23 protein-coding genes are annotated in these 23565 nt (G+C 65.9%); 11 read left to right on the top strand and 12 right to left on the bottom strand.

Going from position 1 to position 23565, the window contains the following annotated elements:
• Positions 1–28: 28 nt before the first annotated feature.
• Positions 29–1597: a glutamine-hydrolyzing GMP synthase gene (gene guaA, locus GSQ76_RS19335; protein ID WP_158745754.1), complete on the bottom strand. Its 1569-nt coding sequence runs from the start codon at positions 1595–1597 to the stop codon at positions 29–31.
• Positions 1598–1697: 100 nt separating this feature from the next.
• Here guaA and GSQ76_RS19330 point away from each other — a divergent pair, with 100 nt between their 5' ends.
• From GSQ76_RS19330 to GSQ76_RS19320, 3 genes are all read left to right on the top strand, one after another.
• A complete protein-coding gene (locus tag GSQ76_RS19330) occupies positions 1698–2624 on the top strand; it encodes a threonine/serine dehydratase (RefSeq protein WP_158745753.1) in 927 nt (308 codons plus the stop codon).
• Positions 2621–3085 carry an OsmC family protein gene (locus GSQ76_RS19325; protein WP_158745752.1) on the top strand — a complete coding sequence of 155 codons (465 nt, stop codon included), beginning with the start codon at positions 2621–2623 and terminating at the stop codon, positions 3083–3085. The genes GSQ76_RS19330 and GSQ76_RS19325 overlap by 4 nt, the downstream gene beginning before the upstream one ends.
• 160 nt (positions 3086–3245) lie before the next feature.
• Positions 3246–3440 (top strand): hypothetical protein, encoded by a 195-nt coding sequence (locus tag GSQ76_RS19320; RefSeq protein ID WP_158745751.1) that lies wholly within the window; start codon positions 3246–3248, stop codon positions 3438–3440.
• Positions 3441–3542: 102 nt separating this feature from the next.
• Here GSQ76_RS19320 and GSQ76_RS19315 read toward each other — a convergent pair whose 3' ends face one another.
• Both GSQ76_RS19315 and GSQ76_RS19310 read right to left on the bottom strand, forming a co-directional pair.
• Entirely contained in the window at positions 3543–4940 is a 1398-nt protein-coding gene (locus GSQ76_RS19315; RefSeq protein ID WP_158745750.1) for an amidase, read from the bottom strand.
• On the bottom strand, positions 4937–5146 hold the full coding sequence (locus GSQ76_RS19310) for a hypothetical protein (protein WP_158745749.1): 210 nt from the start codon (positions 5144–5146) through the stop codon (positions 4937–4939). Before GSQ76_RS19310 ends, GSQ76_RS19315 begins: the two co-directional genes overlap by 4 nt.
• Before the next feature lie 73 nt (positions 5147–5219).
• On the opposite strand from GSQ76_RS19310, the gene GSQ76_RS19305 reads away from it, so the two are divergent.
• Positions 5220–6020, top strand: coding sequence for a DUF3750 domain-containing protein (locus tag GSQ76_RS19305; RefSeq protein WP_174247371.1), 801 nt, complete (start codon positions 5220–5222; stop codon positions 6018–6020).
• 1 nt (position 6021) lies between these two features.
• Here GSQ76_RS19305 and GSQ76_RS19300 read toward each other — a convergent pair whose 3' ends face one another.
• From GSQ76_RS19300 to GSQ76_RS19285, 4 genes are all read right to left on the bottom strand, one after another.
• Complete coding sequence (locus GSQ76_RS19300) at positions 6022–6855, bottom strand: NADPH-dependent oxidoreductase (RefSeq protein ID WP_158745748.1); 834 nt, start codon at positions 6853–6855, stop codon at positions 6022–6024.
• Positions 6856–7315: 460 nt separating this feature from the next.
• Positions 7316–7654 (bottom strand): helix-turn-helix domain-containing protein, encoded by a 339-nt coding sequence (locus GSQ76_RS32820; RefSeq protein ID WP_158745747.1) that lies wholly within the window; start codon positions 7652–7654, stop codon positions 7316–7318.
• Between the two features lie 161 nt (positions 7655–7815).
• A complete protein-coding gene (locus GSQ76_RS19290; protein WP_158745746.1) occupies positions 7816–8514 on the bottom strand; it encodes a gamma-glutamylcyclotransferase in 699 nt (232 codons plus the stop codon).
• 13 nt (positions 8515–8527) lie between these two features.
• Positions 8528–9481, bottom strand: a complete 954-nt coding sequence (locus tag GSQ76_RS19285) for a nitronate monooxygenase family protein (RefSeq protein ID WP_158745745.1) — start codon at positions 9479–9481, stop codon at positions 8528–8530.
• Between the two features lie 252 nt (positions 9482–9733).
• On the opposite strand from GSQ76_RS19285, the gene GSQ76_RS19280 reads away from it, so the two are divergent.
• Genes GSQ76_RS19280 through GSQ76_RS19260 form a run of 5 tightly spaced genes read left to right on the top strand, consistent with a single transcriptional unit; the run spans position 9734 to position 17062 of the window.
• A complete protein-coding gene (locus tag GSQ76_RS19280; protein ID WP_216851170.1) occupies positions 9734–11812 on the top strand; it encodes a 3-hydroxyacyl-CoA dehydrogenase NAD-binding domain-containing protein in 2079 nt (692 codons plus the stop codon).
• Complete coding sequence (pimA, locus tag GSQ76_RS19275) at positions 11812–13482, top strand: dicarboxylate--CoA ligase PimA (protein WP_158745744.1); 1671 nt, start codon at positions 11812–11814, stop codon at positions 13480–13482. The genes GSQ76_RS19280 and pimA overlap by 1 nt, the downstream gene beginning before the upstream one ends.
• Before the next feature lie 6 nt (positions 13483–13488).
• Positions 13489–14673 (top strand): acetyl-CoA C-acyltransferase, encoded by a 1185-nt coding sequence (locus GSQ76_RS19270; protein WP_158745743.1) that lies wholly within the window; start codon positions 13489–13491, stop codon positions 14671–14673.
• A gap of 8 nt (positions 14674–14681) precedes the next feature.
• Complete coding sequence (locus tag GSQ76_RS19265; protein WP_158745742.1) at positions 14682–15890, top strand: acyl-CoA dehydrogenase family protein; 1209 nt, start codon at positions 14682–14684, stop codon at positions 15888–15890.
• A 29-nt stretch (positions 15891–15919) separates the two neighbouring features.
• Positions 15920–17062: an acyl-CoA dehydrogenase family protein gene (locus GSQ76_RS19260; protein ID WP_158745741.1), complete on the top strand. Its 1143-nt coding sequence runs from the start codon at positions 15920–15922 to the stop codon at positions 17060–17062.
• A 19-nt stretch (positions 17063–17081) separates the two neighbouring features.
• Here GSQ76_RS19260 and GSQ76_RS19255 read toward each other — a convergent pair whose 3' ends face one another.
• The 5 genes from GSQ76_RS19255 to GSQ76_RS19235 form a co-directional block, all read right to left on the bottom strand.
• Complete coding sequence (locus tag GSQ76_RS19255; protein WP_158745740.1) at positions 17082–17330, bottom strand: hypothetical protein; 249 nt, start codon at positions 17328–17330, stop codon at positions 17082–17084.
• A 24-nt stretch (positions 17331–17354) separates the two neighbouring features.
• On the bottom strand, positions 17355–17597 hold the full coding sequence (locus GSQ76_RS19250) for a hypothetical protein (protein ID WP_158745739.1): 243 nt from the start codon (positions 17595–17597) through the stop codon (positions 17355–17357).
• A 56-nt stretch (positions 17598–17653) separates the two neighbouring features.
• Entirely contained in the window at positions 17654–19294 is a 1641-nt protein-coding gene (locus GSQ76_RS19245) for a long-chain-fatty-acid--CoA ligase (RefSeq protein WP_158745738.1), read from the bottom strand.
• A 111-nt stretch (positions 19295–19405) separates the two neighbouring features.
• On the bottom strand, positions 19406–20623 hold the full coding sequence (locus tag GSQ76_RS19240) for a polyhydroxyalkanoate depolymerase (protein WP_335904920.1): 1218 nt from the start codon (positions 20621–20623) through the stop codon (positions 19406–19408).
• On the bottom strand, positions 20620–21216 hold the full coding sequence (locus GSQ76_RS19235) for a TetR/AcrR family transcriptional regulator (RefSeq protein WP_158745737.1): 597 nt from the start codon (positions 21214–21216) through the stop codon (positions 20620–20622). Before GSQ76_RS19235 ends, GSQ76_RS19240 begins: the two co-directional genes overlap by 4 nt.
• A 172-nt stretch (positions 21217–21388) precedes the next feature.
• Here GSQ76_RS19235 and GSQ76_RS19230 point away from each other — a divergent pair, with 172 nt between their 5' ends.
• A complete protein-coding gene (locus tag GSQ76_RS19230; protein WP_158745736.1) occupies positions 21389–22333 on the top strand; it encodes a 3-hydroxyacyl-CoA dehydrogenase NAD-binding domain-containing protein in 945 nt (314 codons plus the stop codon).
• 93 nt (positions 22334–22426) lie between these two features.
• A partial coding sequence (locus tag GSQ76_RS19225; protein WP_216851169.1) for a metallophosphoesterase N-terminal domain-containing protein occupies positions 22427–23565 on the top strand: 1139 nt, incomplete at its 3' end.

Here is a 23565-nt window from a genome sequence, read left to right as displayed (position 1 = left end):
CGGGCAGCGCGCGCGACCCAATATCCCCTCACTCCCACTCGATCGTCCCAGGCGGCTTGCTGGTGATGTCGTAGGTCACGCGGTTCACGCCGCGGACCTCGCCCACGATCCGTGTTGCGACGCGGCTGAGGAAGCCCATGTCGAAGGGGTAGAACTCGGCCGTCATCCCATCCGTGCTTGTCACCGCGCGGAGGGCGCAGGCTTGGTCGTAGGTGCGGCCATCGCCCATGACGCCGACCGTGCGTACCGGCAACAGCACCGCAAACGCCTGCCAGATCGTGTCGTACAACCCGGCCGTGCGGATCTCCTCCAGAAAGATCGCGTCGACGTGGCGCAGTGTGTCCAGGCTCGTGCGGGTGACGGCGGCGCCGGGGACGCGGATGGCGAGGCCGGGGCCGGGGAAGGGATGCCGCCCTACCAGCGAATGCGGCAGGCCCAACTCGCGGCCTAGCTTGCGCACCTCGTCCTTGAACAGCTCGCGTAGCGGTTCCACCAGCTTCATCCGCATGCGGGCGGGGAGTCCGCCGACGTTGTGATGGCTCTTGATGGTGACGCTCGGGCCACCGGTCACGCTCACGCTCTCGATCACGTCGGGATACAGCGTGCCCTGCGCCAGGAAGTCGGCGCCGCCGATCTTGGCCGCCTCCTCCTCGAACACATCGATGAACAGGCCGCCGATGGTCTTGCGCTTCTGCTCCGGGTCGACCACGCCATCCAGCGCATTCAGGAACAGTTCGGACGCGTCGCGGTGCACCAGGCGGATGTTGTAGCGGTCGCGGAACATCGCATCGACCTCCTCCGCCTCGCCCCGTCGCAGCAGGCCGTGGTCGACGAAGATGCAGGTGAGCTGGTCGCCGATCGCCTCGTGGATCAGCACCGCCGCCACCGAGGAATCGACGCCGCCGGACAGGCCGCAAATCACCTTGCCGGTGCCGACCTGGGTGCGGATGCGGGCGATGGCTTCCTGCCGGAACTCGGCCATCGTCCAGTCACCCTGCAGCCCGGCGACGGCGTGCGTAAAGTTGCGCAGCAACGCGGCGCCGTGCGGGGTGTGCACCACTTCGGGATGGAACTGCACGCCGTAGAACCGCCGGGTCTCGTCGGCCACCACGGCGAACGGGGCGCCTTCGCTGGCGGCGACGCTGTGGAACCCGGGGGGCAGGGCGGTGACGCGGTCGCCGTGGCTCATCCACACCTGTTCGCGCTCGCCAACGGTCCAGGTATCCTCGAATAACGGGCAGGCATGGGTGATGTCGACGAAGGCGCGGCCGAATTCCTGCACGCCGTGCGACTCGACGGCGCCGCCGAGCTGGGCGCACATCAATTGCTGCCCGTAGCAGATGCCCAGCACCGGCACACCGAGCGTCCAAACGATGTCGGGCGCGCGGGGGCTGGCCGGGTCGGTGACGCTGGCCGGCCCGCCGGATAGGATAATCGCGCGGGGCTTCCACGCCACGATCCGGTCGGTGGCCGCGCTGAATGGCCAAATTTCACAGTAAATCCCGCTCTCGCGGAGGCGGCGCGCGATCAACTGGGTGACCTGGCTACCGAAATCGAGGACGAGCACACGCTCGTCATGCCTGTCGAGCTCTATCATGTCGCCTTCCAGCACAACGCGCGGGCAAATGCCAGCCCGAACCTCTCCCGCTGGGCGGCCATGCGGATTATACGGGCGCAAACGCTGGAGACGACACGCCATGACCATCGACCGCGCCGCCATCAACGCGATACGGGAGCGGATCCGCCCCTATGTGCGGCAAACCCCGGTGATGCAGCTGGCGCCGGCGGATTTCGGGTTGGCCTGCGCAGGTCTCACGTTCAAGCTGGAGTTCCTGCAGCACACCGGGTCGTTCAAGGTGCGGGGCGCGTTTGCCAGCCTGCTGACGCGGGAGGTGCCGGCGGAGGGCGTGGTGGCGGCGTCCGGCGGCAACCACGGCGCGGCGGTGGCGTATGCGGCGCAAGTGCTGGGGGTGCCGGCGACGATCTTCGTGCCGTCCATCGCGTCTGCCGCCAAGCTGGACCGCATCCGGTCCTACGGTGCGCGCCTGGTGGTGGGCGGCGACTCCTATGCGGACGCGTTGGCCGCCAGCGAAGCCCACCTGGCCACCCATGGCGGCCTCGCCATCCATGCCTTCGACGCGCCGGAAACCCTGATGGGCCAAGGCACGCTGGGCCAGGAATTCGAAGAACAGGCGCCGGATCTGGACACCGTCCTCATCGCCGTCGGCGGCGGCGGGTTCATCGGTGGCGTCGCGTCCTGGTATGCGGGGCGCACCCGCGTGATCGGCGTCGAGCCCGAGCTGGCCCCGACGCTGAACCGGGCGCTGGCTGCCGGGAAGCCGGTGGATGCCGAGGGCGGAGGTATCGCTGCGGACTCGCTGGCGCCACGCCGGGTCGGCAGTCTGATGTTCCCGATCGCCCAGGCGTATGTCGAAAAATCTGTGCTGGTCCCGGACGACGCCATCATCGCCGCCCAGCGCGCCCTGTGGGAACGCTGCCGGGTGGCATCCGAACCCGGCGGCGCTGCGGCACTGGCGGCCCTGCTGTCTGGCCGTTACGTGCCACAGCCTGAGGAACGGGTAGGTGTGGTCCTGTGCGGCGCCAATATCGTGGCGCTACCATGACCCACCACTACGTCGCCACCGTCGAATGGACCGGCAACACCGGAAACGGCACCGCCACGCCCGTCGGCTACGAACGACGGCACGACATCCGGATCGCCGGCAAGCCGGCCATCGCCGGTTCGTCCGACCCATCCTTCCGCGGTGACCCGGCATGCCACAATCCGGAGGACCTTCTGGTCGCATCCGTCTCCGCCTGTCACATGCTCTGGTTCCTCGGGCTCTGCGCCGCGGCCAAGGTGGTGGTGACCGCCTACGAGGACCGGGCCGAGGGCTTCATGGAAGTCGGCGCCGACGGCGGAGGAAAATTTACGAAAATCGTGCTTCGTCCGCGCGTCACCGTATCCGGGGCGCCATCCGAACAGGTTTTGGCGGCCCTGCATCACGATGCGCACGCGAAATGCTTTATCGCTAATTCATTGAATTTTACCGTGGATCACGACCCGGAGACGATATGGGCCTAGCTTTGTTCGGGTTCGATTAATACGAGCCTGTATCGTAGCCATTTGCGGGTTAACGTAAGGCGTTGTTAAGAATTCAACAGTATTATCTTCATAGGCAGTTCACCCGTGTTCATCAAATGGGGCGGCCCGAACGATGTATACGAGCGCGATGGAGACGGTTATGGGTGCAGTCAATCGGGTCAATCTTCGTAGTTCGAACAGCAACCATACGGTCGCTCACGCCGCTCTCGCCCTGGCGGAGCGGGCCTATGCTGACGGCAAGGCAGATGATGCCGCGCATCTCGTCGAAATTGCGCATCGTTTGTTTGGCGCCGCGTTTGAAAACGCCTACGGATCCGCTGGTTTGTCGAACTAGACTGTCACGGACCTGCCAAAAAGCAGGTGAGGTGATGGCGGAGCCCCGGGAAGATCCCGTTAAAAACTCCGCCAAGTCGTGAATTAACGGCGGTTCACTGGTTCACGCCGCCAAGGCGGGTCGCTTGCCGTGCCAGGTCGCTTCCCGCTCGTAGGCGGCGGCCACACGCAGGACCAGGCCGTCGGCGAACGCCGGACCCACGAATTGCACCGAGGTCGGCAGCCCGGCCGGCGATAGCCCAGACATCATGGCCACTGCCGGATGCCCGGTGACGTTGAATGGCGCGCGCGCCTGCCGACTATAGGTGCGCTCCACTTCCGGCCAATTTTCTATCTCCGCCGGCGTGTCCATGGCACTGGCCAGCATCAGCACGTCCACCTCGCGGAACACCTCGTTCACCGCGGCGATTACCTCCAGCCGGCGGCGCTGCGCCTGCACGTAGTCGCCGGCAGAGAGGAAGGCCCCAGTCATCAGCCGGTGCCGCGTCGCCTTGCCGTAATCGCCAGGGCGTGTCTGCAGCCATTTCGCGTGGATCGCCCAAGACTCGGCGTGCAGGATCACGCGGTTTAGCGCCCGGAACACGTCCAACGGCGGCAAGGTCACGTCGCGAATTGCCGCGCCCTGCCGGGTGAGGTCGGCTGCCACCTGCTCCAGCGCGGCGGCAACGTCGGGACTGGCCACCATGTCGGTCGTGTGGAAATGGCGCACGAAGCCGATGCGCAGCCCCTTCACGCCACGGTCGATCTGGCTGGTGAACCCGCTGGCGGCGGTGGCGGCGCTGCCCGGGTCCGCCGGGTCATACCCGGCGATGACGTCCAGCAGGGTTGCCGCATCCGCCGCGGTGCGGGCCATCGGGCCGACATGGTCCATCGTGAACGACAGCGGAAACACGCCCCGGCGCGACACCAGGCCATAGGTCGGCTTCAGCCCGACGATGCCGCAGGCGCTGGCCGGGTTGCGGACCGAGCCGCCAGTATCGGTCCCCAACGCCAGCGGAAACAGCCCGCCCGCCAGCCCGGCGCCCGAACCGGAAGACGAGCCGCCCGGATGATGCTTCGGGTTCCAAGGGTTTCGCGCTGGCGGGAACGGCAGGTCGAAGATCGGGCCGCCAATGGCGAATTCATGGGTCGACAGCTTGCCCATGATGATCGCCCCGGCACCGCGTAGCTGCGCCACCACATGCGAATCTGCAGCCGCCACCTGGCCCAGCAGGATCTTGGAATGGCAGGTCGTTGGCAGCCCCGCGACATCGATGATGTCCTTGATCCCGACGGGAATGCCGTGCAACGGGCCACGGCTGCGCCCGGCCGCCATTTCTGCCTCGGCCTGGCGGGCAGCCGCCATCGCGGCCTCCGGGTCCGGCAAGATGAAGGCGTGCAGCACCGGGTCCAGCCTGGCCACGCGCTCGAACAGCGACGTCATCAACTCGACCGGGGAGAGCGTCTTGGCCTTGTAGGCGGCGGCGATCTCGGTGGCGCTCAGCCACCATAGCTCGGTCACGAGCGGGTCTCCATCTGCATCGGCGGCCAGGGTTCGGCGCGGGTGTCGGCAACCGTGCCGATGCCGGCGGCCGCGGTGGCGGCGGATTTGGCGGCGGCCTCCACATCGTCGCGGAACTCGGCCAGGGCCTTTTCCAAGCCAGCGCGCTTGGCGACTTCTACCCAGAACTCTTCCATTTCGGTGCCCTCCATCGGTGCGGCGGTCACAGTTTCCCAATCCGGGGGCGGGGTAAAGCGGTTGGGACTTGTCTTTTGCCGCAGCGCAGCAAATCTGTGCGGCATGGGGATGCTGAAAATCGGTTTGTTGTTGTTCACGATCGGCTGGCTGCTGCCGCTGGGCGTGTCGGCGGTGCTGTATCGCATGGATGGCAGCGGCGCAGGGTGGCGAACGGCCGACCGGTCCAGCGCCGGCTTGCTGCCGCCAGCGACGCGCAACGGCCCGGCGGTGGTGCGCATCTTCTCCGCCCAGACGGTTCGCTGGCGCGGCATTTTCGCGACCCATAGCTGGATCGTATTCAAGCCAGCCGGCGCCGACAGCTACACGCGCTACGACTACACCGCCTGGGGCGGCCCGATCCGCCTGAACGGGTTCGAGCCAGATGGCCGTTGGTTTGGCCACGTGCCCAGTGTCGTATTCGCAGCCGACGGGGACTTTGCCGCGGCGCTGATCCCGCGCATGCAGGCCGCCATCAAGGGGTATGCGTGGCGCAACGAGGGCGATTACCGCGCCTGGCCCGGCCCAAACTCCAACACCTTCGTGGCCGCCGTCATGGACGCAGTGCCGGAAATTCGCGTGACGCTGCCGCCAACCGCGATCGGCAAGGACTACCCCTATGACGGTCGTTGGCTGCGCCGCACGTCATCTGGCACCGGGCTGGCTCTGTCGCTGGACGGCTATGCCGGGCTAACCGTCGGCTGGGTGGAGGGGATCGAGATCAATATCCTCGGCGGCGTGCTAGGCGTGGATTTGCGCCGCCCGGCGATCAAGCTGCCCGGGCTGGGCCGGTTCGGCATGCGCGGCCCCGATGGCCCGGCGACACCGGGGCTGGGTAGCCAGACCCCGGTGCACGACGCCGCCTAATCTAGCGCAGCGGCAAACCCAGCCGCTCCATCGCCGCCCGGATTCGATCGCGCCCAGCGAGCGCTCTCAGCTTGCCCACGCGGGAAATAACCCGCTCGGTCCAGGTGTAGCTGTTCCGTTCGGATGCCGCACTGAAGCTCTGCAGCGCCCGGTCGTAGGCGGCATTCGCTGCAGGCTCGGCGGCGGTGTCGTAGCGTTCGCGATGCAGGACGGCGGATTGCGGCAGGCGAGGCTTCACCTGCCATTTCGTCTCGCTCTCGTCAGCGTAGCCAACGCACAGGCCCACGACGCCCATCGTGCCCGGCGGCAGCCCCAGCGCCTTGGCCACGCCCTCCACATCATTGCGCAGGGCGCCGATATAAACGGTGGACAGCCCCATGCTTTCCGCCGCGACCGTGGCGTTTTGGGCGGCCAAGATGGCGTCGAAGGCGGCGAACAGGAAGGTTTCCAGATAGGGCAGCGCCTCGAAATCCTGTCCAACGGCCTCACCCACCCGGCCAAGCCGCGCCACGTCCGCCACCCACACGAAGAACAGCGGGCACTGCACGATATGGGCCTGGTTCCCGGCGATGCGCGCCATCTCGGCCTTGGTTGCCGGGTCGGTGACGGCGACGACGGACCAGGCCTGCATATTGGATGAACTCGCGGCCGATTGCGCTGCCGCAACCAGCATCTCCAGCGTGCCCGGCGGCACCGCTTTGGGCTGGAACGCCCGAACGGACCGATGCTGAAGCAGGCTGGCAATGACCGCGTTCCAAGGACCTTCCGGCAATGCCGTCGATTCGGCGCCGTAGCGTGCCCGAAAAGCCGCAACTCGGGCAGAAATCTCGTTCATTTGGCGTCCACTCCGACAAAAGTTCGCGTTCGAGTGCAATTTCACGTCTTGGGGACGCAATTTCGCCATCACGATAGGATTACTGGACCATCATCGCCCTCGGCAAATGTTGTCGCGAATGTATGCTAGCCTCAGAAAATATACTCAAACCCATGCATCTCGAACCGATGATAAACGTAACAGAGTTGTGACCTCAAATATGCCTGCTCCACAATGGGACGTCTCGACGAGCGTTCGGGTCGACTACCGGGACTTTCATGAACGCACGGAGGGTTATGAATGGTGTATATCGGTTCCTCCCTCATCCGCCGGGAAAGCAACCGAAAGGCGCTAACGGCGCCACTGGCGATATCTTTGGCCGAAACGGCCTACAAAGCCGGCCGAATTGAAAGTGCGACGCGATACCTGAATATCGCCTACGCCATCCTCGATTCCACAACCAGGCAAGGGCAGACGTTGTCTAGTGCTTCGCCCCCGAATACCGATGGAAAAGCCAATTGATCTGACTTTCCGTCGGCTCGATTTCATCCTCCGGCGACCCTGCCGCGGGAAAACCCTCAAAGAACACGCCGAGAGGGCAGGATAGAAGGTGACTGACCGCGAGCAGGTGGTGTGCCGGCACACGGTAGAAACCATCTTCCCATTGGCTCACCCGCTCCTCCGTCACGCCCAGAGTTTGCGCGATGGTTTTTACGGCCAGGCCGTTCGCCAGGCGCCGAGCGCGCAGACGAGCCCCAACATGCCGGTCAACGGACCTTCCGGGTATATCACCATCGCTGTCAGGCGTGTTTGGTCCCATCCAATAAGGCTCCGCGCTTGGGCAAGCGTGCTTGTAAACTAGATTAAAAGGAACACGCACCGAATTTTCGTAGTTTTGAGATTTAGTTAATTTTTAGTTAATTTGGCGTTGTGTGGTTTGTGCGCTGCGTCATTATTCGCAAATCAGCGCACGAGCGCCATTCAAGTTTCCTCGCGTGCCGATGGTCGCTGCTGCGCGAGGGCAACCACGGCCGCAAGCGCGTCCAATTCCGCGTCCGGTATGCCAACCTGATGCAGCCCGGCGCAGGTTCGGAACAGGTAATCGGCCGAGGAGCCTAATTCACCGGCGGCGGAGGCCAGGCGCGCGATCACGGCATCCTGCGCAAGCTGTCCGGCATATTGGTTGCCCAGTGGGTCCACCGTGAAGGCAATCGCGCTGCCGAACCGGGCGCCATGCTCATCCTCCAGATCCAGCCAGCGGGGAACGTAGGCGCCGGCCAGCATCTCCCGCCGCCAGAGCAGAGCGAGTTCGGCCTCTAGTACATCTTCGGCGATACGGAAGGCGACGCCAGTACAACTGCCGCCGGCGTCCAGCCCCAACACCAAACCGGGATTGTCGGAGGTGCCGCGCCCGGCACGGGTAGACAGGCAGAACGCCCGATGCCAGCCGCGAACGGTCGCGGTGCGATGTTCCACCGCATGGATTTGCGGGTTCCAGATCAACGATCCATAGCCGAACAGCCAGGCCGCCTCACCCACCGGGCGTGCCGCCAGGGTTTGCCGCAATGACTCCGCCCGCTCGGCTTCGGTCAGCAGCCGCATGTCCGGGGCGGATCGGGCCACCATTGCGTCGATGCCACCCGCCTCCAACAGGGCGCGGGTCAACACGAAGTCCGTCATGGGGCCCGGCAACTCATGCCGCCATGATAGGCCGATCCTGTGCCAGACCCAACCGTGTCCGTGCCTGCTGATACTCGCGTCCTAGCCGGGCGACCAGTTCGGCCGCCGGCACGACCGCCTTCACCGCACCGATGCCCTGGCCGGAGCCCCATATGTCCTTCCACGCCTTGGTCCGGCCGCTGCCGAAGTTCATCTTGGTGGGGTCGCTGGGCGGCAGGTTTTCCGGGTCCAGCCCAGCCCGCTCCAGGCTACCGCGCAGGTAATTGCCCTGCACCCCGGTGATGAGGTTGGTGTAGACGATATCCCGCGCGGCGCTGTCGACCAGCATCTGCTTGTATTCGGGGGCGGCATTCGCCTCCTCCGTTGCGATGAACGCGGACCCGATATAGGCGAAATCGGCCCCCATCGCCTGCGCCGCCAACACCGCATTCCCCGTTGCGATCGCGCCGGACAGCGCCACCGGTCCATCGAACCAGGCCCGGATCTCCTGGATCAACGCAAACGGCGATGTGGTGCCGGCGTGCCCCCCGGCGCCGGCCGCCACCGCGATCAATCCATCGGCGCCTTTGGCGATCGCCTTGCGTGCAAAGGTATCGTTGATGATGTCGTGCAGAACGATTCCGCCATACGAGTGGATCGCCTCGTTCACTTCCTCGCGCGCACCCAGGGAGGTGATGACCACCGGAACCTTGTACTTCACGCACAGATCGACATCGTGCATCAGCCGGTCGTTGCTGCGGTGGACGATCTGGTTCACTGCAAACGGCGCATCCGCCTCGCCCAGTTCCCCGGTCAGCCGCTTCAGCCATTCCTCTAGAACTGGTTCGGGCCGTGCGTTCAGCGCCGGGAACGAACCGATGATGCCGGCCCGGCATTGCGCAATCACCAGGTCTGGGTTGGACACGATGAACAATGGGGAGCCGATCACGGGCAGGCGCAGGCGCTGGAATATGGGCGGTAGCGGCATGACACCTATCCGATCGCTGCTGATGGCGCGGCATTGACGCGATGGCGCGTCAGGCCTCAGGATCACGAAACAGGAATACGACGGGTCCGGTCAAGGACCCGCGGTTCGACGGGGAATAGGGATTTGCGTCGGGGCGTCAGCGCGACCGTGCTGGAATTTGGCGGTGTCGTGCGGGCCGCACAGTTCGGATGCTCCTTAGTCGCATCAGCCGGATGCAGTCCCGTCGCCGCATATCGGGAGACATAGACAAGCATGGGCAACATTAACGCCGCGGTGGATCTGCAGCAGGATGGGGACGTGGCGGTTATCGTCATGGACAACCCGCCAGTGAATGCGCTGGGCTACGTGCTGCGCGGCGGCCTGATGCAGGCGATGGAGGCGGTGCGCGCCAAGCCGGAGGCGAAGGCCGTGGTGCTGATCGGCACACCCCGGGCGTTTTCCGGCGGCGCCGACATCACCGAATTCGGCACCATCCAGAAGCAGCCGCTGCTGCCGGAGGTGATCGCCGTGATCGAGGCGTTCGACCGTCCCGTCATCGCCGCAATGTCCGGCGTGGCGCTGGGCGGCGGTTTGGAACTGGCGCTGGGTTGCCATTACCGCGTTGCCGCGCCGGGTTCGAAGCTGGGTTTGCCGGAGGTGAAGCTCGGCATTCTGCCCGGCGCCGGAGGCACGCAGCGGCTCCCGCGTTTGATGGGCCCGGTGGCCGCGCTGAAGGCCATTGTCGCCGGCACCCATATTCCCGTCGAAAAGGCGGAGGGCCTGGTCGACGCCATGTGCGCCACGCGGGAGGAGGCGGTGGCCTTCGCCCGGTCGTGCATCGGCAAGCCGCTCGCCAGGGTGCGTGACCGGGATGAAAAGCTGCAGGAGGCACGGGCCAATCCCGGCCTGTTGGACGAGGCGGCCGCCCCCCTGCTGAAGCGCGCCCGCGGCCAGCTTTCCCCCGCGGCGTGCGTGCAGGCGGTGATGGGCGCCGTGAACCTGCCCTTCGACGAAGGCCTCGCACTCGAACGCAAATTGTTCCGCGACCTCGTCAACAGCAAGGAAAGCCGAGCCCAGCGCCACGCCTTCTTTGCCGAGCGGGAAGCCACCAAGGTGCCCGGCATGCCCGCCGGGTTGAAAGCGGCCCCGGTGAAGAAGGCCGCGATCATCGGCGCCGGCACCATGGGCGGCGGCATCGCCATGTGCTTCGCCAATGCCGGCATCCCGGTCACCATCGTGGAGCTGAAGCAGGACGCGCTGGATCGCGGCATGGGCGTGGTGGAAAAGAATTACCGCACCGCCGTCAGCCGCGGCTCGATGCAAGAGGGCGACGTCGCCAAGCGCATGGCGCTGTTTACCGCCACAACCGATTGGAGCGCGATTGCCGACGCGGACGTGGTAATCGAGGCGGTGTTCGAAACCATGGAGGTGAAGCGAGAGGTGTTCACCAAGCTGGACGCGATCGCCAAGCCCGGCGCGCTACTTGCGTCCAACACGTCGACCCTGGATGTCGACCAAATCGCATCCTTCACCAAGCGGCCGCAGGATGTGCTGGGGATGCATTTCTTCTCCCCGGCCAACGTGATGAAGCTGCTGGAAATCGTGCGCGGCAAGGCCAGCAGCTACGAATCGCTGGCCCGTGCGTTGGCGATCGGGCGCGCCATCGGCAAGGTGTCGGCCGTGGTGGGCGTGTGCGATGGCTTCGTCGGCAACCGCATGCTGCACAAGCGTAGCGCCCAGGCGGAGGCGCTGTTGCTGGAGGGAGCATTGCCGCAGCAGGTGGATGCGGTGGTGACGAAATTCGGCTTCCCGATGGGGCCGTACGCGATGGGCGACCTGGCCGGGCTGGATGTTGGCTGGCGCATCCGCCAGGGCCGCGGCACCACCGCGCCGATTGCCGACGCGCTGTGCGAGGCCGGGCGCTACGGCCAGAAGACCAATGCCGGCTACTACAAATATGACGGACGCACGCCGTCGCCCGACCCGGAGGTGCAACGCATCATTGCCGAGCAGCAGCGCAAGCTGGGCGTGAACCCCCGCACGATCGGCGATGACGAGATTTTCGAGCGCATGTTCTACCCGATGATCAACGAGGGCGCGCGCATCCTGGAGGAAGGGATCGCGACCCGGCCCTCCGACATCGATGTCATCTGGATGAACGGCTACGGCTGGCCGATCCGGACCGGCGGCCCGATGCACTACGCCGACACGGTGGGGCTGAAGCACATTGCCGACCGGCTGGATTTTTATGCCGACCGCAACGGCGACGAAACCCTGCGCCCGGCCAAGCTGTTGCGGGACCTCGCGAACCAGGGCGCCGGGTTCGCCCCGCCGACGAAAGCCGCCGCCTGATGGGCACGCGTCCCTTCGCGTGGGAGCGGTCGTACCCGCCCGCCCTGCGATGGGACGCCGATCTGGACGTCACCACATTGCCGGTTCTGCTGGACCGCGCGGTGGCTTCGTTCGGCGATCGGCCGTTCATCGAATTCCGTGGCCGCCAGATCGGGTTTCGCGCGTTTGGCGACCTGGTGGATCGCGCCGCCGCCGGGTTACGCCGGCTGGGCGTGGGGCCGGGCGTATCGGTGGCATTGTATCTACCGAATGTGCCGTATCACCCGATCAGCTTCTTCGGCGTGCTGCGCGCCGGCGGGCGCGTGGTGCATCTGAGCCCGCTGGATCCGCCCCGGGCGCTGGCGCGCAAGCTGGCCGACAGTGGCGCGCGCATCCTGGTGACCACGGACGACAAGACGCTGCTGCCGCAGGCGCTGTCGTTGCTGGCGGATGAGCCACTGGACCATTTGATTGTCGGTGAGGACGCCGCCTGGGGCGCCGGGCCGCCAACCCTGGCGCTCCCCCCGGATGCGCGGATCCTTTCCTTCGCGCAACTCAGCGAGGCCGAATTCACCGGTCCCTGGCCACAACAGGACCCGGCCGAAGTCGCCGTGCTGCAATACACCGGCGGCACGACCGGGTTGCCTCGCGCGGCAATGCTCACGCATGCCAACCTCACCGCCGCCACGTCGATCTATGAACACTGGTACGCCGGCACCGGCCGAACCTGGCAGCAGCACGACCGTGTCATCGGCGTGTTGCCGCTATTCCACATCTACATGCTCACCACCGTTCTGCTGCGATGCCTAAAGGGCGGGGTGGAGATCCTGCTACGCCAACGGTTCGAGCCCGCGCAGATCCTGGATGATATCGAAAAGGGCCGAGCCACCACATTCCCCGGCGTGCCCACCATGTTCATCGCCATGGCCGCCCAGCCCGGCATCGATCGGCGCGACCTGACCAGCCTGCGCACCGCCAGTTGCGGCGGCGCGCCCCTGCCGGTGGAAGTGGCCCAACGGTTCGAGACGCTCACGGGTCGTCGCGTCGGCGGTGGCTGGGGCATGACGGAGACCTCACCCGCCGGCACTGTGATCCTGCCGGACATGCCGATGCGCCCCGGGCTGATCGGCCTGCCGCTGCCGCAGATCGAGATGGACGTTGCCGACCTGACCGACCCGCATCGTGTCCTGGCGCCGGGCGAAACCGGGGAGATCCGCATTCGTGGCCCCAACGTCACCGCCGGCTATTGGAATCGTCCCGAGGAGAACGATACCGCCTTTGCCGACGGATTTTTCCTGACCGGCGATGTGGGCCGGATGGATGCGGGGGGTAATTTCTATATCGTCGACCGCAAGAAGGACATGATCATCTCCGGCGGGTTCAACGTGTATCCACGCCAGATCGAGGACGCGGTCTACGAGCACGCCGCGGTCGAGGAATGCACCGTGGTCGGCATCCCCGACGCCTATCGCGGCCAGTCCGCCAAGGCGTTCGTGAAGTTGCGTGATGGCGCCGAGCCGTTCAGTCTGGAGGAATTGCGGGCGTTCCTGGCGGATCGGCTGGGGCGTCACGAACTGCCGACGGCCGTCGAATTTCGCGACGCCTTGCCCCGCACCGCGGTGGGCAAGCTGTCGCGGAAGGAACTGGCCGAAGAAGAAAAAATACGAGCGTCCGAAACTGAGAAGGCCTGAGCCAGCATGACCGAAGCCGTCATCGTCTCCACCGCGCGCACGCCAATCGGCAAAGCGCAGCGCGGGGCGTTCAACATCACCCATGGCGCCGATCTGGGCGGCCACGTGATCCGCGCCGCGATGGAGCGCGCGGGCATCGACCCGGCCAGCGTGGAAGACGTGGTGATGGGCTGCGCCAATCCGGAGGGTGCGACCGGCGGCAACATCGCCCGCCAGGCGGCGCTGCGGGCGGGCATACCGTCCACCGCGTCGGCGATGACGGTGAACCGTTTCTGTTCCAGCGGGCTCCAGGCCATGGCATTGGCCGCCGGGCGCATCATCAATGACGGTGCGCCGGTAGCGGTGGCGGGCGGACTAGAATCGATCAGCCTCGTGCAGTTCCACATGAACGAGTTCCACTACCAAGACGAGTGGCTGGCGCAGAACACGCCCGATATCTACATGCCGATGATCGAGACGGCGGACATCGTGGCCCGGCGTTATGGCATCAGCCGCGCGGCGCAGGACGAATACGCGCTGGAAAGCCAACGCCGCACCGCCGCTGCGCAGCAATCCGGGCGCTTGGCCGCCGAAATTGCCCCAATGACCGTCACAAAGGAAGTGGTGGACAAGGCGACCAAAGCCGTCAGCCGGGAACCGGTGACGTTGACCTCCGACGAGTGCAACCGCCCGGAAACGACGCTAGATGGCTTGGCCAAGCTGAAGCCGGTGCGCGGCGAGAACCAGTTCATCACCGCGGGCAATGCCAGCCAGCTGAGTGACGGCGCATCCGCCTGCGTCATGATGTCCGGGGAGGAAGCGGCACGCCTGGGGCTGACCCCGCTGGGCATATTCCGCGGCTACGCGACCGCCGGGTGCGAGCCGGATGAGATGGGCATCGGCCCGATCTACGCCGTGCCGCGGCTGCTGGAACGCAAGGGGCTGCGGGTCGAGGACATCGACCTGTGGGAGTTGAACGAGGCGTTCGCCAGCCAGGTGATCTACTGCCGCGATAAATTGGGCATCCCGAGCGACCGGCTGAACGTGGATGGCGGCTCGATCGCGATCGGCCACCCGTATGGGATGAGCGGCGCGCGGATGGCGGGTCATGCCTTGATCGAGGGCCGGCGCCGTGGGGCCAAACACGCCATCGTCACCATGTGCATCGGCGGCGGCCAGGGCGCGGCCGGGCTGTTCGAAATCCTGCATTAGGAGCCGTCATGGACCTCAGCTTCACCCCGGAAGAACGCGCCTTTCGTGAGGAGATGCGCCGGTTCTTCCGGACCGAAATTCCCGCCGAGATCAGGGAGAAGGCCGGCAAGGGCGAGCACGTGTCCAAGGCCGACCTCATCACCACGCAGCAGGCGATGAACAAGGCCGGGTTGGCGACGCCGCATTGGCCACGGGCATGGGGCGGGCGGGATTGGACGCCGGTGCAAACCTATATCTGGCTGGACGAGATGCAGACCAACTCCGTCCCAGCACCGTTGGCATTCAACACGTCGATGGTTGGCCCGGTGATCGCGGAATTTGGCAGTGAGGCGCAGAAGCAGCGGTTCCTGCCCGCCACCGCCAATCTGGACATCTGGTGGTGCCAAGGATTCTCCGAACCCGGCGCCGGATCGGACCTCGCGGGGTTGCGCACGTCGGCCGTGCGCGACGGCGACGAGTGGGTGGTGAACGGCCAGAAGACCTGGACCACGCTGGCGCAGCACGCCGATTGGATCTTCTGCCTCTGCCGCACCGACCCGAATGCCGCGAAGAAGCAGCAAGGCATTTCCTTCATCCTGATCGACATGAAGACGCCCGGCATCACCGTCCGCCCGATTCAGACGCTGGATGGCGGGCACGAGGTGAACGAGGTTTGGTTCGACGAGGTGCGCGTTCCCTACGAGAACCTCGTTGGCGAGGAGAATAAGGGCTGGGACTACGCGAAATTCCTGCTGGGCAACGAGCGCACGGGCATCGCCCGCGTCGGCGTGTCCAAAGCGCGGTTGTTGCGGCTACGCGAGTTGGCCAAGCTTGAGCGGATCGGCGACAAACCGCTGATCGAGGACCGGCATTTTCGGGAGAAACTGACCGCGTTGGAAATCGAGCTACGCGCGCTGGAAATGACCCAGCTTCGCGTCGTAGCCGGGGAGCGGGATCGACCCCGAGGCGTCCCGAATCCGATGAGTTCGATCCTGAAGCTCAAGGGTTCGGAAATCCAGCAGGCGACGACGGAGTTGCTCATGGAACTCGTTGGCCCGTATGCGATGCCATACCACGCCGGGGCGGAGCCGGAGGGCGATAACGATCCGCAATCGATCGGTCCGGAGTATGCGGCGGAGGCGGCGCCGACCTATTTCAACTGGCGCAAGATCTCGATCTACGGCGGCTCCAACGAGATTCAGCGCAACATACTGGCGAAGGCGATCCTCGGCTTCTGAGCCGACATCATCAGCAACCGAGGGCATCAATGGATTTCGATCTGAACGACGATCAGCGTCTTTTGAAGGACAGCGTCGAGCGGCTGATCACGGACAAGTACGGCTTCGACCAACGGCGCGCGAACATGGCGGCGCCCGGCGGATGGAGCCGGACGATGTGGGCGCAATTTGCCGAACTGGGCCTGCTGGGCCTGCCCTTCGCCGAAGAACACGGTGGCTTCGGCGGCGGTCCCGTGGAGGCGATGATCGTGGCCGAAGCGTTTGGGCGCGGCCTGGTGTTGGAGCCATATCTGGCGACGGTGATCCTCGGTGGCGGGTTGATCCGCCGCGCCGGCGACGCCGCGACGCAGGCCAGTTTGCTGCCGCAGATCGCGTCCGGTGAGTTGTTGTTGGCGTTTGCCCATGTGGAGCCCCAATCCCGCTACGAGTTGCACAACGTCGCCACCATCGCCCGGCAGGACGGCGCGCGCTGGCGGCTGGAGGGTGACAAGGGCGTGGTTCTGCACGGCGATTGCGCCAACAAGATCTTGGTCACCGCCCGCACCGCCGGCAGCACGCGCGACCGCACGGGGATCGGCCTGTTCCTGGTGGACGTGCCGGGCGAGGGCGTGTCGGTCCGTGGCTATCCGACGCAGGACGGATTGCGGGCAGCGGAGGTCTCGCTGGCGGGGGCCACAGGCATCCCTCTCGGAGACCCGGCGAATGCGCTGCCGGCGATCGAGCGCGTGGTGGACGAGGCGCTCGCGTTCCTGGCCGCCGAGGCCGTGGGCGTCATGGCGGCGATGCACGCCTCGACCGTGGATTACATGAAGCAACGTAAGCAATTCGGCCGCGCCATCGGTGACTTCCAGGCGCTGCAGCATCGTGCCGTGGACATGCTGGTCTTGCTGGAACAGGCCCGCTCCATGGCGCTGCTGGCAACGATGATGGTGGCGGAGGACGATCCCGTGGAGCGCCACAAGGTGGCAGCCGCGGCGAAGGTGCAGATCGGACGCTCCGGCCGCAAACTAGGGCAGGAGGCGGTGCAGCTTCATGGCGGCATCGGCGTCACCATGGAATACATGGTCGGCCATTACTTCAAGCGCATGTCGATGATCGAAATCTTGTTCGGCGACGCCGATACGCATCTGGCGCAACTGGCCGAAGGCAGCGGGGTGTTGGAGGCGGCTTGAACCGCCCCCAACTCCGTCATCAACGCTGGTAAGGCTGCTGGTAGGCGCCTTGCCGCTCGGCCTCGGCCGCACGGCGGCGCTGGACCACCTTGGCGTGATGCCCGACGGCGCAACCGGCCGCGGCACCCAGGATGCCATGATGGCCTGCGTAATGCCCGGCGACCCCGCCGACGGCGGCGCCAGACAGGCACCCAACCGCCCCGGCGTCATGCGGGAGGGCGACGGAACCAGCCGCCACCAGGATTGCAAGCGCTGCAAACGTCTTCATCGGCGTGGTCTTTCCGTTAAGGGGTTATTGCTGCGTGGCGGGTGGGGCTGCCGTCGTCGTGGCAGCCGCGGCGCGCTTCTGCTTGGTATTCTCGTGATGGCCTACCGCGCAGCCCGCGGCAGCACCCAACACGCCGTGATGGCCCGCCATATGGCCGGCGACGCCGCCAACTGCCGCACCCGACGCGCAACCGGCGGCCTGGGCGGACATGGGAAGGGCGGCAGTGCCCAGGGCAAGCACGGCAGCCAACGCAACGATCGTCTTCATGGGACACTCTCCAAATTCAGCGGATGACTGAACGCCGGTTTGCCGGGTTCGTTCATTCACTCAGCCGCATTATTCAAAAAATGCTGTCCATACTGTGTCCGCAATGCGAGCTTATTAAGTTTCCCCGTCGCGGTATGGGGGAGTTCGGGCACCACCAGCACGCCATCCGGCAGCCACCATTTCGGCACGTGCCCGGCATAGCTCGCCAGTAGTTCCGCCGGGTCGATGGTCATGCCGCTTTTCGGCACCACCAGCAGCAATGGCCGCTCGTCCCATTTCGGGTGGTGCGCGGCGATGATCGCGGCCTCCGCCACGCTCGGGTGAGCGACGGCGATGTTTTCCAGCGTGATGGAACTGATCCATTCGCCGCCGGATTTGACGACGTCCTTCGAGCGGTCGGTGATGGTCATGAACCCGTCGGCATCCAGCGTCGCCACGTCGCCAGTGGCGAACCAGCCGCTTTCGTCGGCGCCGCCAGATGCGTTGTCGCCGTAGTAGCGTTGGCATACCCAATGGCCGCGGACCATGAGATTGCCGAACGCGATGCCGTCGCGTGGCAGGGTGGCGCCGGTGTCATCGACGATCTTCATCTCGACGCCGAATAACGGCCGGCCCTGGCCAAGCCGGCGCTGGCGCTGTTCCGCGGCGCTCAGCACCTCCTCACCGGCCTTGGGCTTGTTGTAGGTGCCGACCGGGCTCATCTCCGTCATGCCCCAGGCATGGTCGACGCGCACGCCGTACTCGCTGGCGAAGACGTCGATCAGCATGGGCGGACAGGCGGAGCCGCCGATCACCAGCGACTTCACCGTGTCCAGCCGGGCACCGGACGCACGCAGATGCTGCAGTAGGCCCAGCCAAATCGTCGGTACCCCCGCGGAGAAGGTGACGCGCTCGCTGTTCATCAGGCTTGCCAGGCTGGCGCCGTCCAGATGCCGCCCCGCCATCACCAGCGCCGCGCCGACCATCGGGGCGGCGAACGGCAGGCCCCAGGCATTGACGTGGAACATCGGCACCACCGGCAACACCCGGTCTGCGGAGCGTAGGCCGAACGTGTCCGGCAAGGTGACTGCGAACGCGTGCAGCAGGGTGGAGCGGTGGCTGTACAGCACACCTTTCGGCCGCCCCGTCGTGCCGGACGTGTAGCAAAGCCCGGCGGCGGTCAGTTCATCGAACTCCGGCCACTCGTAATCCTCATCCGCCGCCGCCATCAGCGTTTCGTAGCAATGCAGCGTTTGGTTCGGCGCCAGCTTCACCTCCGGCATATTCGCCGGGTCGGTCATCATGACGATGTGGCGGACGGCCGTGCGTGGGGCCAGCGCCTCGATCAGCCCGACGAAGCTGGTCTCGGCGAACAGCACGGCATCGCCCGCGTCCTCGATGATGAACGCGATGTCGTCGGTGCCCAGGCGTGGGTTGATGGTGTGGAATATCGCGCCCATGCCTGGGGCGGCGTAGTAGAGTTCCAGATGGCGAAACCCGTTCCAGGCCAGCGTCCCCACCCGGTCCCCCTGCTGCACGCCCAGGCGCTGCAGCACGCGCACCAGGCGGCGCATCCGCACCTCGATCGCGGCATAGCTGATCCGGTGGATCGTATCCTCGACCGTGCGGGATACGATTTCGGTCGTCGCGTGGTTCAATGCGGCGTGCTTGATGATGGACGAGATCATCAGCGGTCGCGTTTGCATCAGGCTCAGCATGGTTCCTCCGCCGCCGGGTTTGGTCCCGGTGTTGACGGCGGAGCCTAGCGTGGTTCTGGCATGTCCTGCCAGCGAACCCTCTCCCGCACGTGGGAGAGGGCGCCGGGTCGCTCAGTTATGCTTCGCGATGAAGGTCTTGATGCGGGGGGCGATCTCGTTGCGGAAGCGGGCGCCGTTGAACAGCCCGTAATGACCGACCTTTGGCTGTTCCCAATGCTCGTGCATATGCTCGGGCAAGTTGGGCGTCAGCGCGTGGGTAACGCGGGTCTGGCCAATACCGGAGATATCGTCCTTCTCGCCTTCCACGGTCATGATCGCGGTGCGGGTGATGGCGGCCGGGTCGACCAGGCGGTTGCGCGATACCAGCAGGCCACGCGGCAACAGGTGCTCGTGGAAGACGGCGTTGATCGTCTGCAGGTAGAATTCCGACGACAGGTCCATCACCGAGCGATACTCATCGTAAAACGCCCGCTTGGACGCCAACGGCTCGCCATCGCCGTCCACCAGATGGGTGAACATCTGCCAATGCGCTTCCATGTGCCGGCCGAGGTTCATCGCCATGAAGCCGGCGAGTTGCACGAAGCCCGGGTAGACCGTGCGCATGAACCCGGCATTGCCCCAGGGCACCATCTGGATGACGTTGTTCTTGAACCATTCCAGGTCGTGCTTCTTGGCGAAGTTGTTCACCTCGGTCGGCGCTTCCCGCGTGTCGATCGGGCCGCCGATGAGGGTGATGGAGGCTGGGGTCAGCGCATTGCCCTCGGCATTCATCAACGCCGTGCTGGCCAACACGGGTACGGCCGGCTGGCAGACGGCGATCATGTGGGTCTTGGGACCCAGATGCTCGCAGAATTGCTGCACGTAGTCGATGTAGTCGTCCAGGTCGAACACTGGCGAGGACATCGGCATGTCCTTCGCGTCCTGCCAGTCGGTGATGTACACCTCGTGGTCCGGCAGGAAGGCCTGCACAGTGCCGCGCAGCAGGGTGGCGAAATGCCCGGACATCGGCGCCACGATCAGCAGCGTCGGGTCGTTCGGGCGGCTCACCGCACGCTTGAAATGCAGCAGGTCGCACCACGGCAGGCGGAGGGAAATTTCTTCCGTGATATCCACCGGCTCGCCATCGATCACGGTCATGGTGTGGCCGAAGGCGGGCTTCACGAAGGTGCGGGTGGTATGCTCGAAACTGTCCAGCGCCGCAGCGGTGACGCGGCCGAACGGCGTCTCCCTCAGCGGGTTGTCTTCCATCAGGGACAGCGCGCCCGAAACCATGGCGCGCATCGGCTGCATCGCGAGGCGCTGCAGGTCGTACATCTGATAAAGCATCATGGTTGGATTTCACGGCTCCCAAGGGGGTAGGTCGTCTGATTGGTGCGGAACACGGCGAACAGGTCGCGCGCCACGACCTCCGGCGGATCACCGTCGGGCCGATACCAGGTGAGCGCCCAGTTGAGCGCCCCCAGCAGGGCCAGGCGGAACGGACCGGACTGCACGCCCGGCGGCAGGTCGACATCGGCGACCAGGCGGCGAAACACCGCCTCGTACCGGTTGCGTTGCTGCACGAGTGCGTCGCGGGCCGCGATCGGCTGGTTGCGGCCGTCGGCGATAATCGCCGCCAGCGCGCCATCCGCCAGCAGCAGGCTCAAATGCGCCACGGCAGCGGCTTCCAGCCGGTCCCATGGGGTGGTCTTGGCGACAATCGCTGCCTCCACCGCGGCGATCGAGCGTTCGATCCCCTCGGTATAGACGGCCGCCAGAAGCGCCTCCTTCGAGGCGAAGTGGTAGTAGACCGAGCCCGGCAACATCCCCACTGCTGACGCGATGTCGCGGATCGACGTCTGTCCATATCCACGCGAGCCGAATAGCTGCGTGGCATGGTGCAGGATGTCGTGCCGGCGGCTGTCGGGTTTCGTGCTGTCCAAGGGCAAAGCTGCGGTAACTCTCGTAGGGCTGCCACCAAACAATCGTTTGGTGAAGATCACATTAATGCTGCGCTGCACGCGCTGCCTAGATCCGTGCAACGAAGGCCTGCCCTGTGGACAGGCCATGGCTCCCGCCCCAGTTTACGACGAAAATCGAGGGGAGACCTGCCAAATGACCGATCCAGCCAAGGTGCGCCGCGTCGCCGTGATCGGCGCCGGTACGATCGGCGCCAGTTGGGCCGCATGGTTCTTGTCGCGCGGGCTGCAGGTGACGGTGTGGGACCCGGCACCAGAAGGGGAGGCATTCGTGCGCCGCTTCATCGCCAACGCCTGGCCTGCGATCCAGCAATTGGGCGCCCCTTGCGCCTCGCAGGACGCGATCAGCTTCCATGCCACGCCGGAGCAGGCGGTGGCGGGCGTGCAATTCGTGCAGGAGAGCGCGCCGGAGCGCACCGATGCCAAGCGCGCCTTGTTCGCCCAGTTGGAGGCGGCGATGGCGCCGGATACGATCGTTGCGTCCTCGTCCTCCGGGTTGATGATGACAGACCTGGCGCAAGACTTGCGCACGCCGGGTCGTTTCGCCATCGGCCATCCGTTCAACCCGCCGCACCTGATCCCGCTGGTGGAGGTGGTGGGTGGCCAGGACACCACCCCCGAAACCATCGACGCGTGCCTGGCATTCTACCGCCACATCGGCAAACACCCGATCCGCCTGAACAAGGAGGCGCCGGGCCACCTGGCGAACCGCCTGCAATCCGCCCTGTGGCGGGAGGCCGTGCACGCCGTGGCCGAAGGCGTGGCAAGTGTCGCCGACGTGGACGCCGCGGTCGCCTACGGCCCGGGGCTACGCTGGGCGCTGATGGGCCCGCATTTGACGTTCCATCTGGCCGGCGGCGAGGGCGGGATGGCGCATTTCATCGACCACCTGGGTGAGGCGAACGAGGCCTGGTGGCGCTCACTGGGTCAGCCAACGCTGACGCCGGAGGTCTGCCGCGCCATCATCGACGGCGTGGCGGAGGAGACGAAGGGCGCGCCCGTGCCGGCGCTGGCGGCGCAGCGGGACGCGCTGCTGGTGGCGTTGCTGCAGATTATCGGCACCCGCCGTCCGGCCCAATAGCTGCCGCCCGCCCGTCGCTGCAACCAGAACATCACCCAAGCCAGCGCGGGCACCGTCTACAAGCCGGGAAAATGGACCGAGGATCGTAGCGCGATGATGGGCGTGACACGGCGGCAGACCTTCGCCGCGGCGGCGGGGCTGGCACTGGCTGGGGTGAACGGGGCCGCCGCGCAGACCACGGGCGAAACGGCCAATGGCACGGTATTCGAGGATCTGAACGGCACCCGGCGCGGCGTGCCCGGCGTCATGGTTTCCAACGGGCGCGACGTCGTGAAGACCGATGCGGATGGGCGCTACGCCATACCCGTCCGCGCTGGGGATAGCGTGTTCGTCATCAAGCCCGCCGGCTACATGACTCCGGTTGACCCGGCGACTCAACTCCCCCGCTTCTCCTACCTGCACGTGCCGCAGGGCACGCCCGATCTGGGGCAACGGTTTGCCGGCATCGCGCCAACCGGTCCGCTGCCCGCCTCGATCGACTTCGCGCTGCGCAAGCAGGACGAGCCGGCGACGTTCGACGCCCTGCTGTTCACCGACCCGCAGCCGGAAACCATCGCCGAGATCGGCTACATCCGCGACGATGTCGTCATCACCACCGCCGGGGTCGAGGCCGCGTTCGGCATCACCCATGGCGACCTGATGTTCGACGACCTGGCCTATTACGATCGGTTCAACCGCATCGTCGGCACCATCGGGCTGCCCTGGTATAACTGCCCGGGCAACCACGACATGAATCTGGAGGCCCCGGACAACACCCACTCGCGCGAGACGTTCAAGCGCGTGTTCGGCGCTCGCTACAGCGCGTTCCAATATGCCGGCGTGACGTTCTTCATGCTGGATAACGTCGAATACCTGGGGACCGACACCGGGCGCCCCAACGGCTTCGGCAAGTACCGCGGCCATTTCGGGCCGGACCAACTGGCCTTCGTCCGCAATGTGTTGGCCAACGTGCCGCGCGACGACCTGGTCGTGATCTCTCACCACATCCCGCTGCGCACCCAGCAGGGGACCGAACCCGGCGTCGCCAATATCGACAACGCCGATTTCTTCGCCGCGATCTCGACCCACCCCAACACCGTCAGCTTTAGCGGTCACACCCACACCAACGAGCATTGGTATTTCGGGGCCGCGGATGGATACACCGCCGGCACCACCCATCACCATCACGTCCTGGCCGCCGTGTCCGGCAGTTGGTGGAGCGGTCCGTACGACGAGCGTGGCATCCCCGTGGC

It is taken from the genome of Acidisphaera sp. L21 (assembly GCF_009765685.1).
GTDB lineage: Bacteria > Pseudomonadota > Alphaproteobacteria > Acetobacterales > Acetobacteraceae > LMUY01.
Note: the sequence above shows the minus strand (reverse complement) of the source record. Positions and strands in the feature narration are given on the sequence as shown.

Coding starts and splice junctions, on each gene's coding strand:
- guaA (WP_158745754.1), bottom strand. CDS start 1,597: ATGATAGAGCTCGACAGGCATGACGAGCGTGTGCTCGTCCTCGATTTC.
- GSQ76_RS19330 (WP_158745753.1), top strand. CDS start 1,698: ATGACCATCGACCGCGCCGCCATCAACGCGATACGGGAGCGGATCCGC.
- GSQ76_RS19325 (WP_158745752.1), top strand. CDS start 2,621: ATGACCCACCACTACGTCGCCACCGTCGAATGGACCGGCAACACCGGA.
- GSQ76_RS19320 (WP_158745751.1), top strand. CDS start 3,246: ATGGGTGCAGTCAATCGGGTCAATCTTCGTAGTTCGAACAGCAACCAT.
- GSQ76_RS19305 (WP_174247371.1), top strand. CDS start 5,220: ATGGGGATGCTGAAAATCGGTTTGTTGTTGTTCACGATCGGCTGGCTG.
- GSQ76_RS19300 (WP_158745748.1), bottom strand. CDS start 6,855: ATGAACGAGATTTCTGCCCGAGTTGCGGCTTTTCGGGCACGCTACGGC.
- GSQ76_RS32820 (WP_158745747.1), bottom strand. CDS start 7,654: ATGGGACCAAACACGCCTGACAGCGATGGTGATATACCCGGAAGGTCC.
- GSQ76_RS19290 (WP_158745746.1), bottom strand. CDS start 8,514: ATGACGGACTTCGTGTTGACCCGCGCCCTGTTGGAGGCGGGTGGCATC.
- GSQ76_RS19285 (WP_158745745.1), bottom strand. CDS start 9,481: ATGCCGCTACCGCCCATATTCCAGCGCCTGCGCCTGCCCGTGATCGGC.
- GSQ76_RS19280 (WP_216851170.1), top strand. CDS start 9,734: ATGGGCAACATTAACGCCGCGGTGGATCTGCAGCAGGATGGGGACGTG.
- pimA (WP_158745744.1), top strand. CDS start 11,812: ATGGGCACGCGTCCCTTCGCGTGGGAGCGGTCGTACCCGCCCGCCCTG.
- GSQ76_RS19270 (WP_158745743.1), top strand. CDS start 13,489: ATGACCGAAGCCGTCATCGTCTCCACCGCGCGCACGCCAATCGGCAAA.
- GSQ76_RS19265 (WP_158745742.1), top strand. CDS start 14,682: ATGGACCTCAGCTTCACCCCGGAAGAACGCGCCTTTCGTGAGGAGATG.
- GSQ76_RS19260 (WP_158745741.1), top strand. CDS start 15,920: ATGGATTTCGATCTGAACGACGATCAGCGTCTTTTGAAGGACAGCGTC.
- GSQ76_RS19255 (WP_158745740.1), bottom strand. CDS start 17,330: ATGAAGACGTTTGCAGCGCTTGCAATCCTGGTGGCGGCTGGTTCCGTC.
- GSQ76_RS19250 (WP_158745739.1), bottom strand. CDS start 17,597: ATGAAGACGATCGTTGCGTTGGCTGCCGTGCTTGCCCTGGGCACTGCC.
- GSQ76_RS19245 (WP_158745738.1), bottom strand. CDS start 19,294: ATGCTGAGCCTGATGCAAACGCGACCGCTGATGATCTCGTCCATCATC.
- GSQ76_RS19240 (WP_335904920.1), bottom strand. CDS start 20,623: ATGATGCTTTATCAGATGTACGACCTGCAGCGCCTCGCGATGCAGCCG.
- GSQ76_RS19230 (WP_158745736.1), top strand. CDS start 21,389: ATGACCGATCCAGCCAAGGTGCGCCGCGTCGCCGTGATCGGCGCCGGT.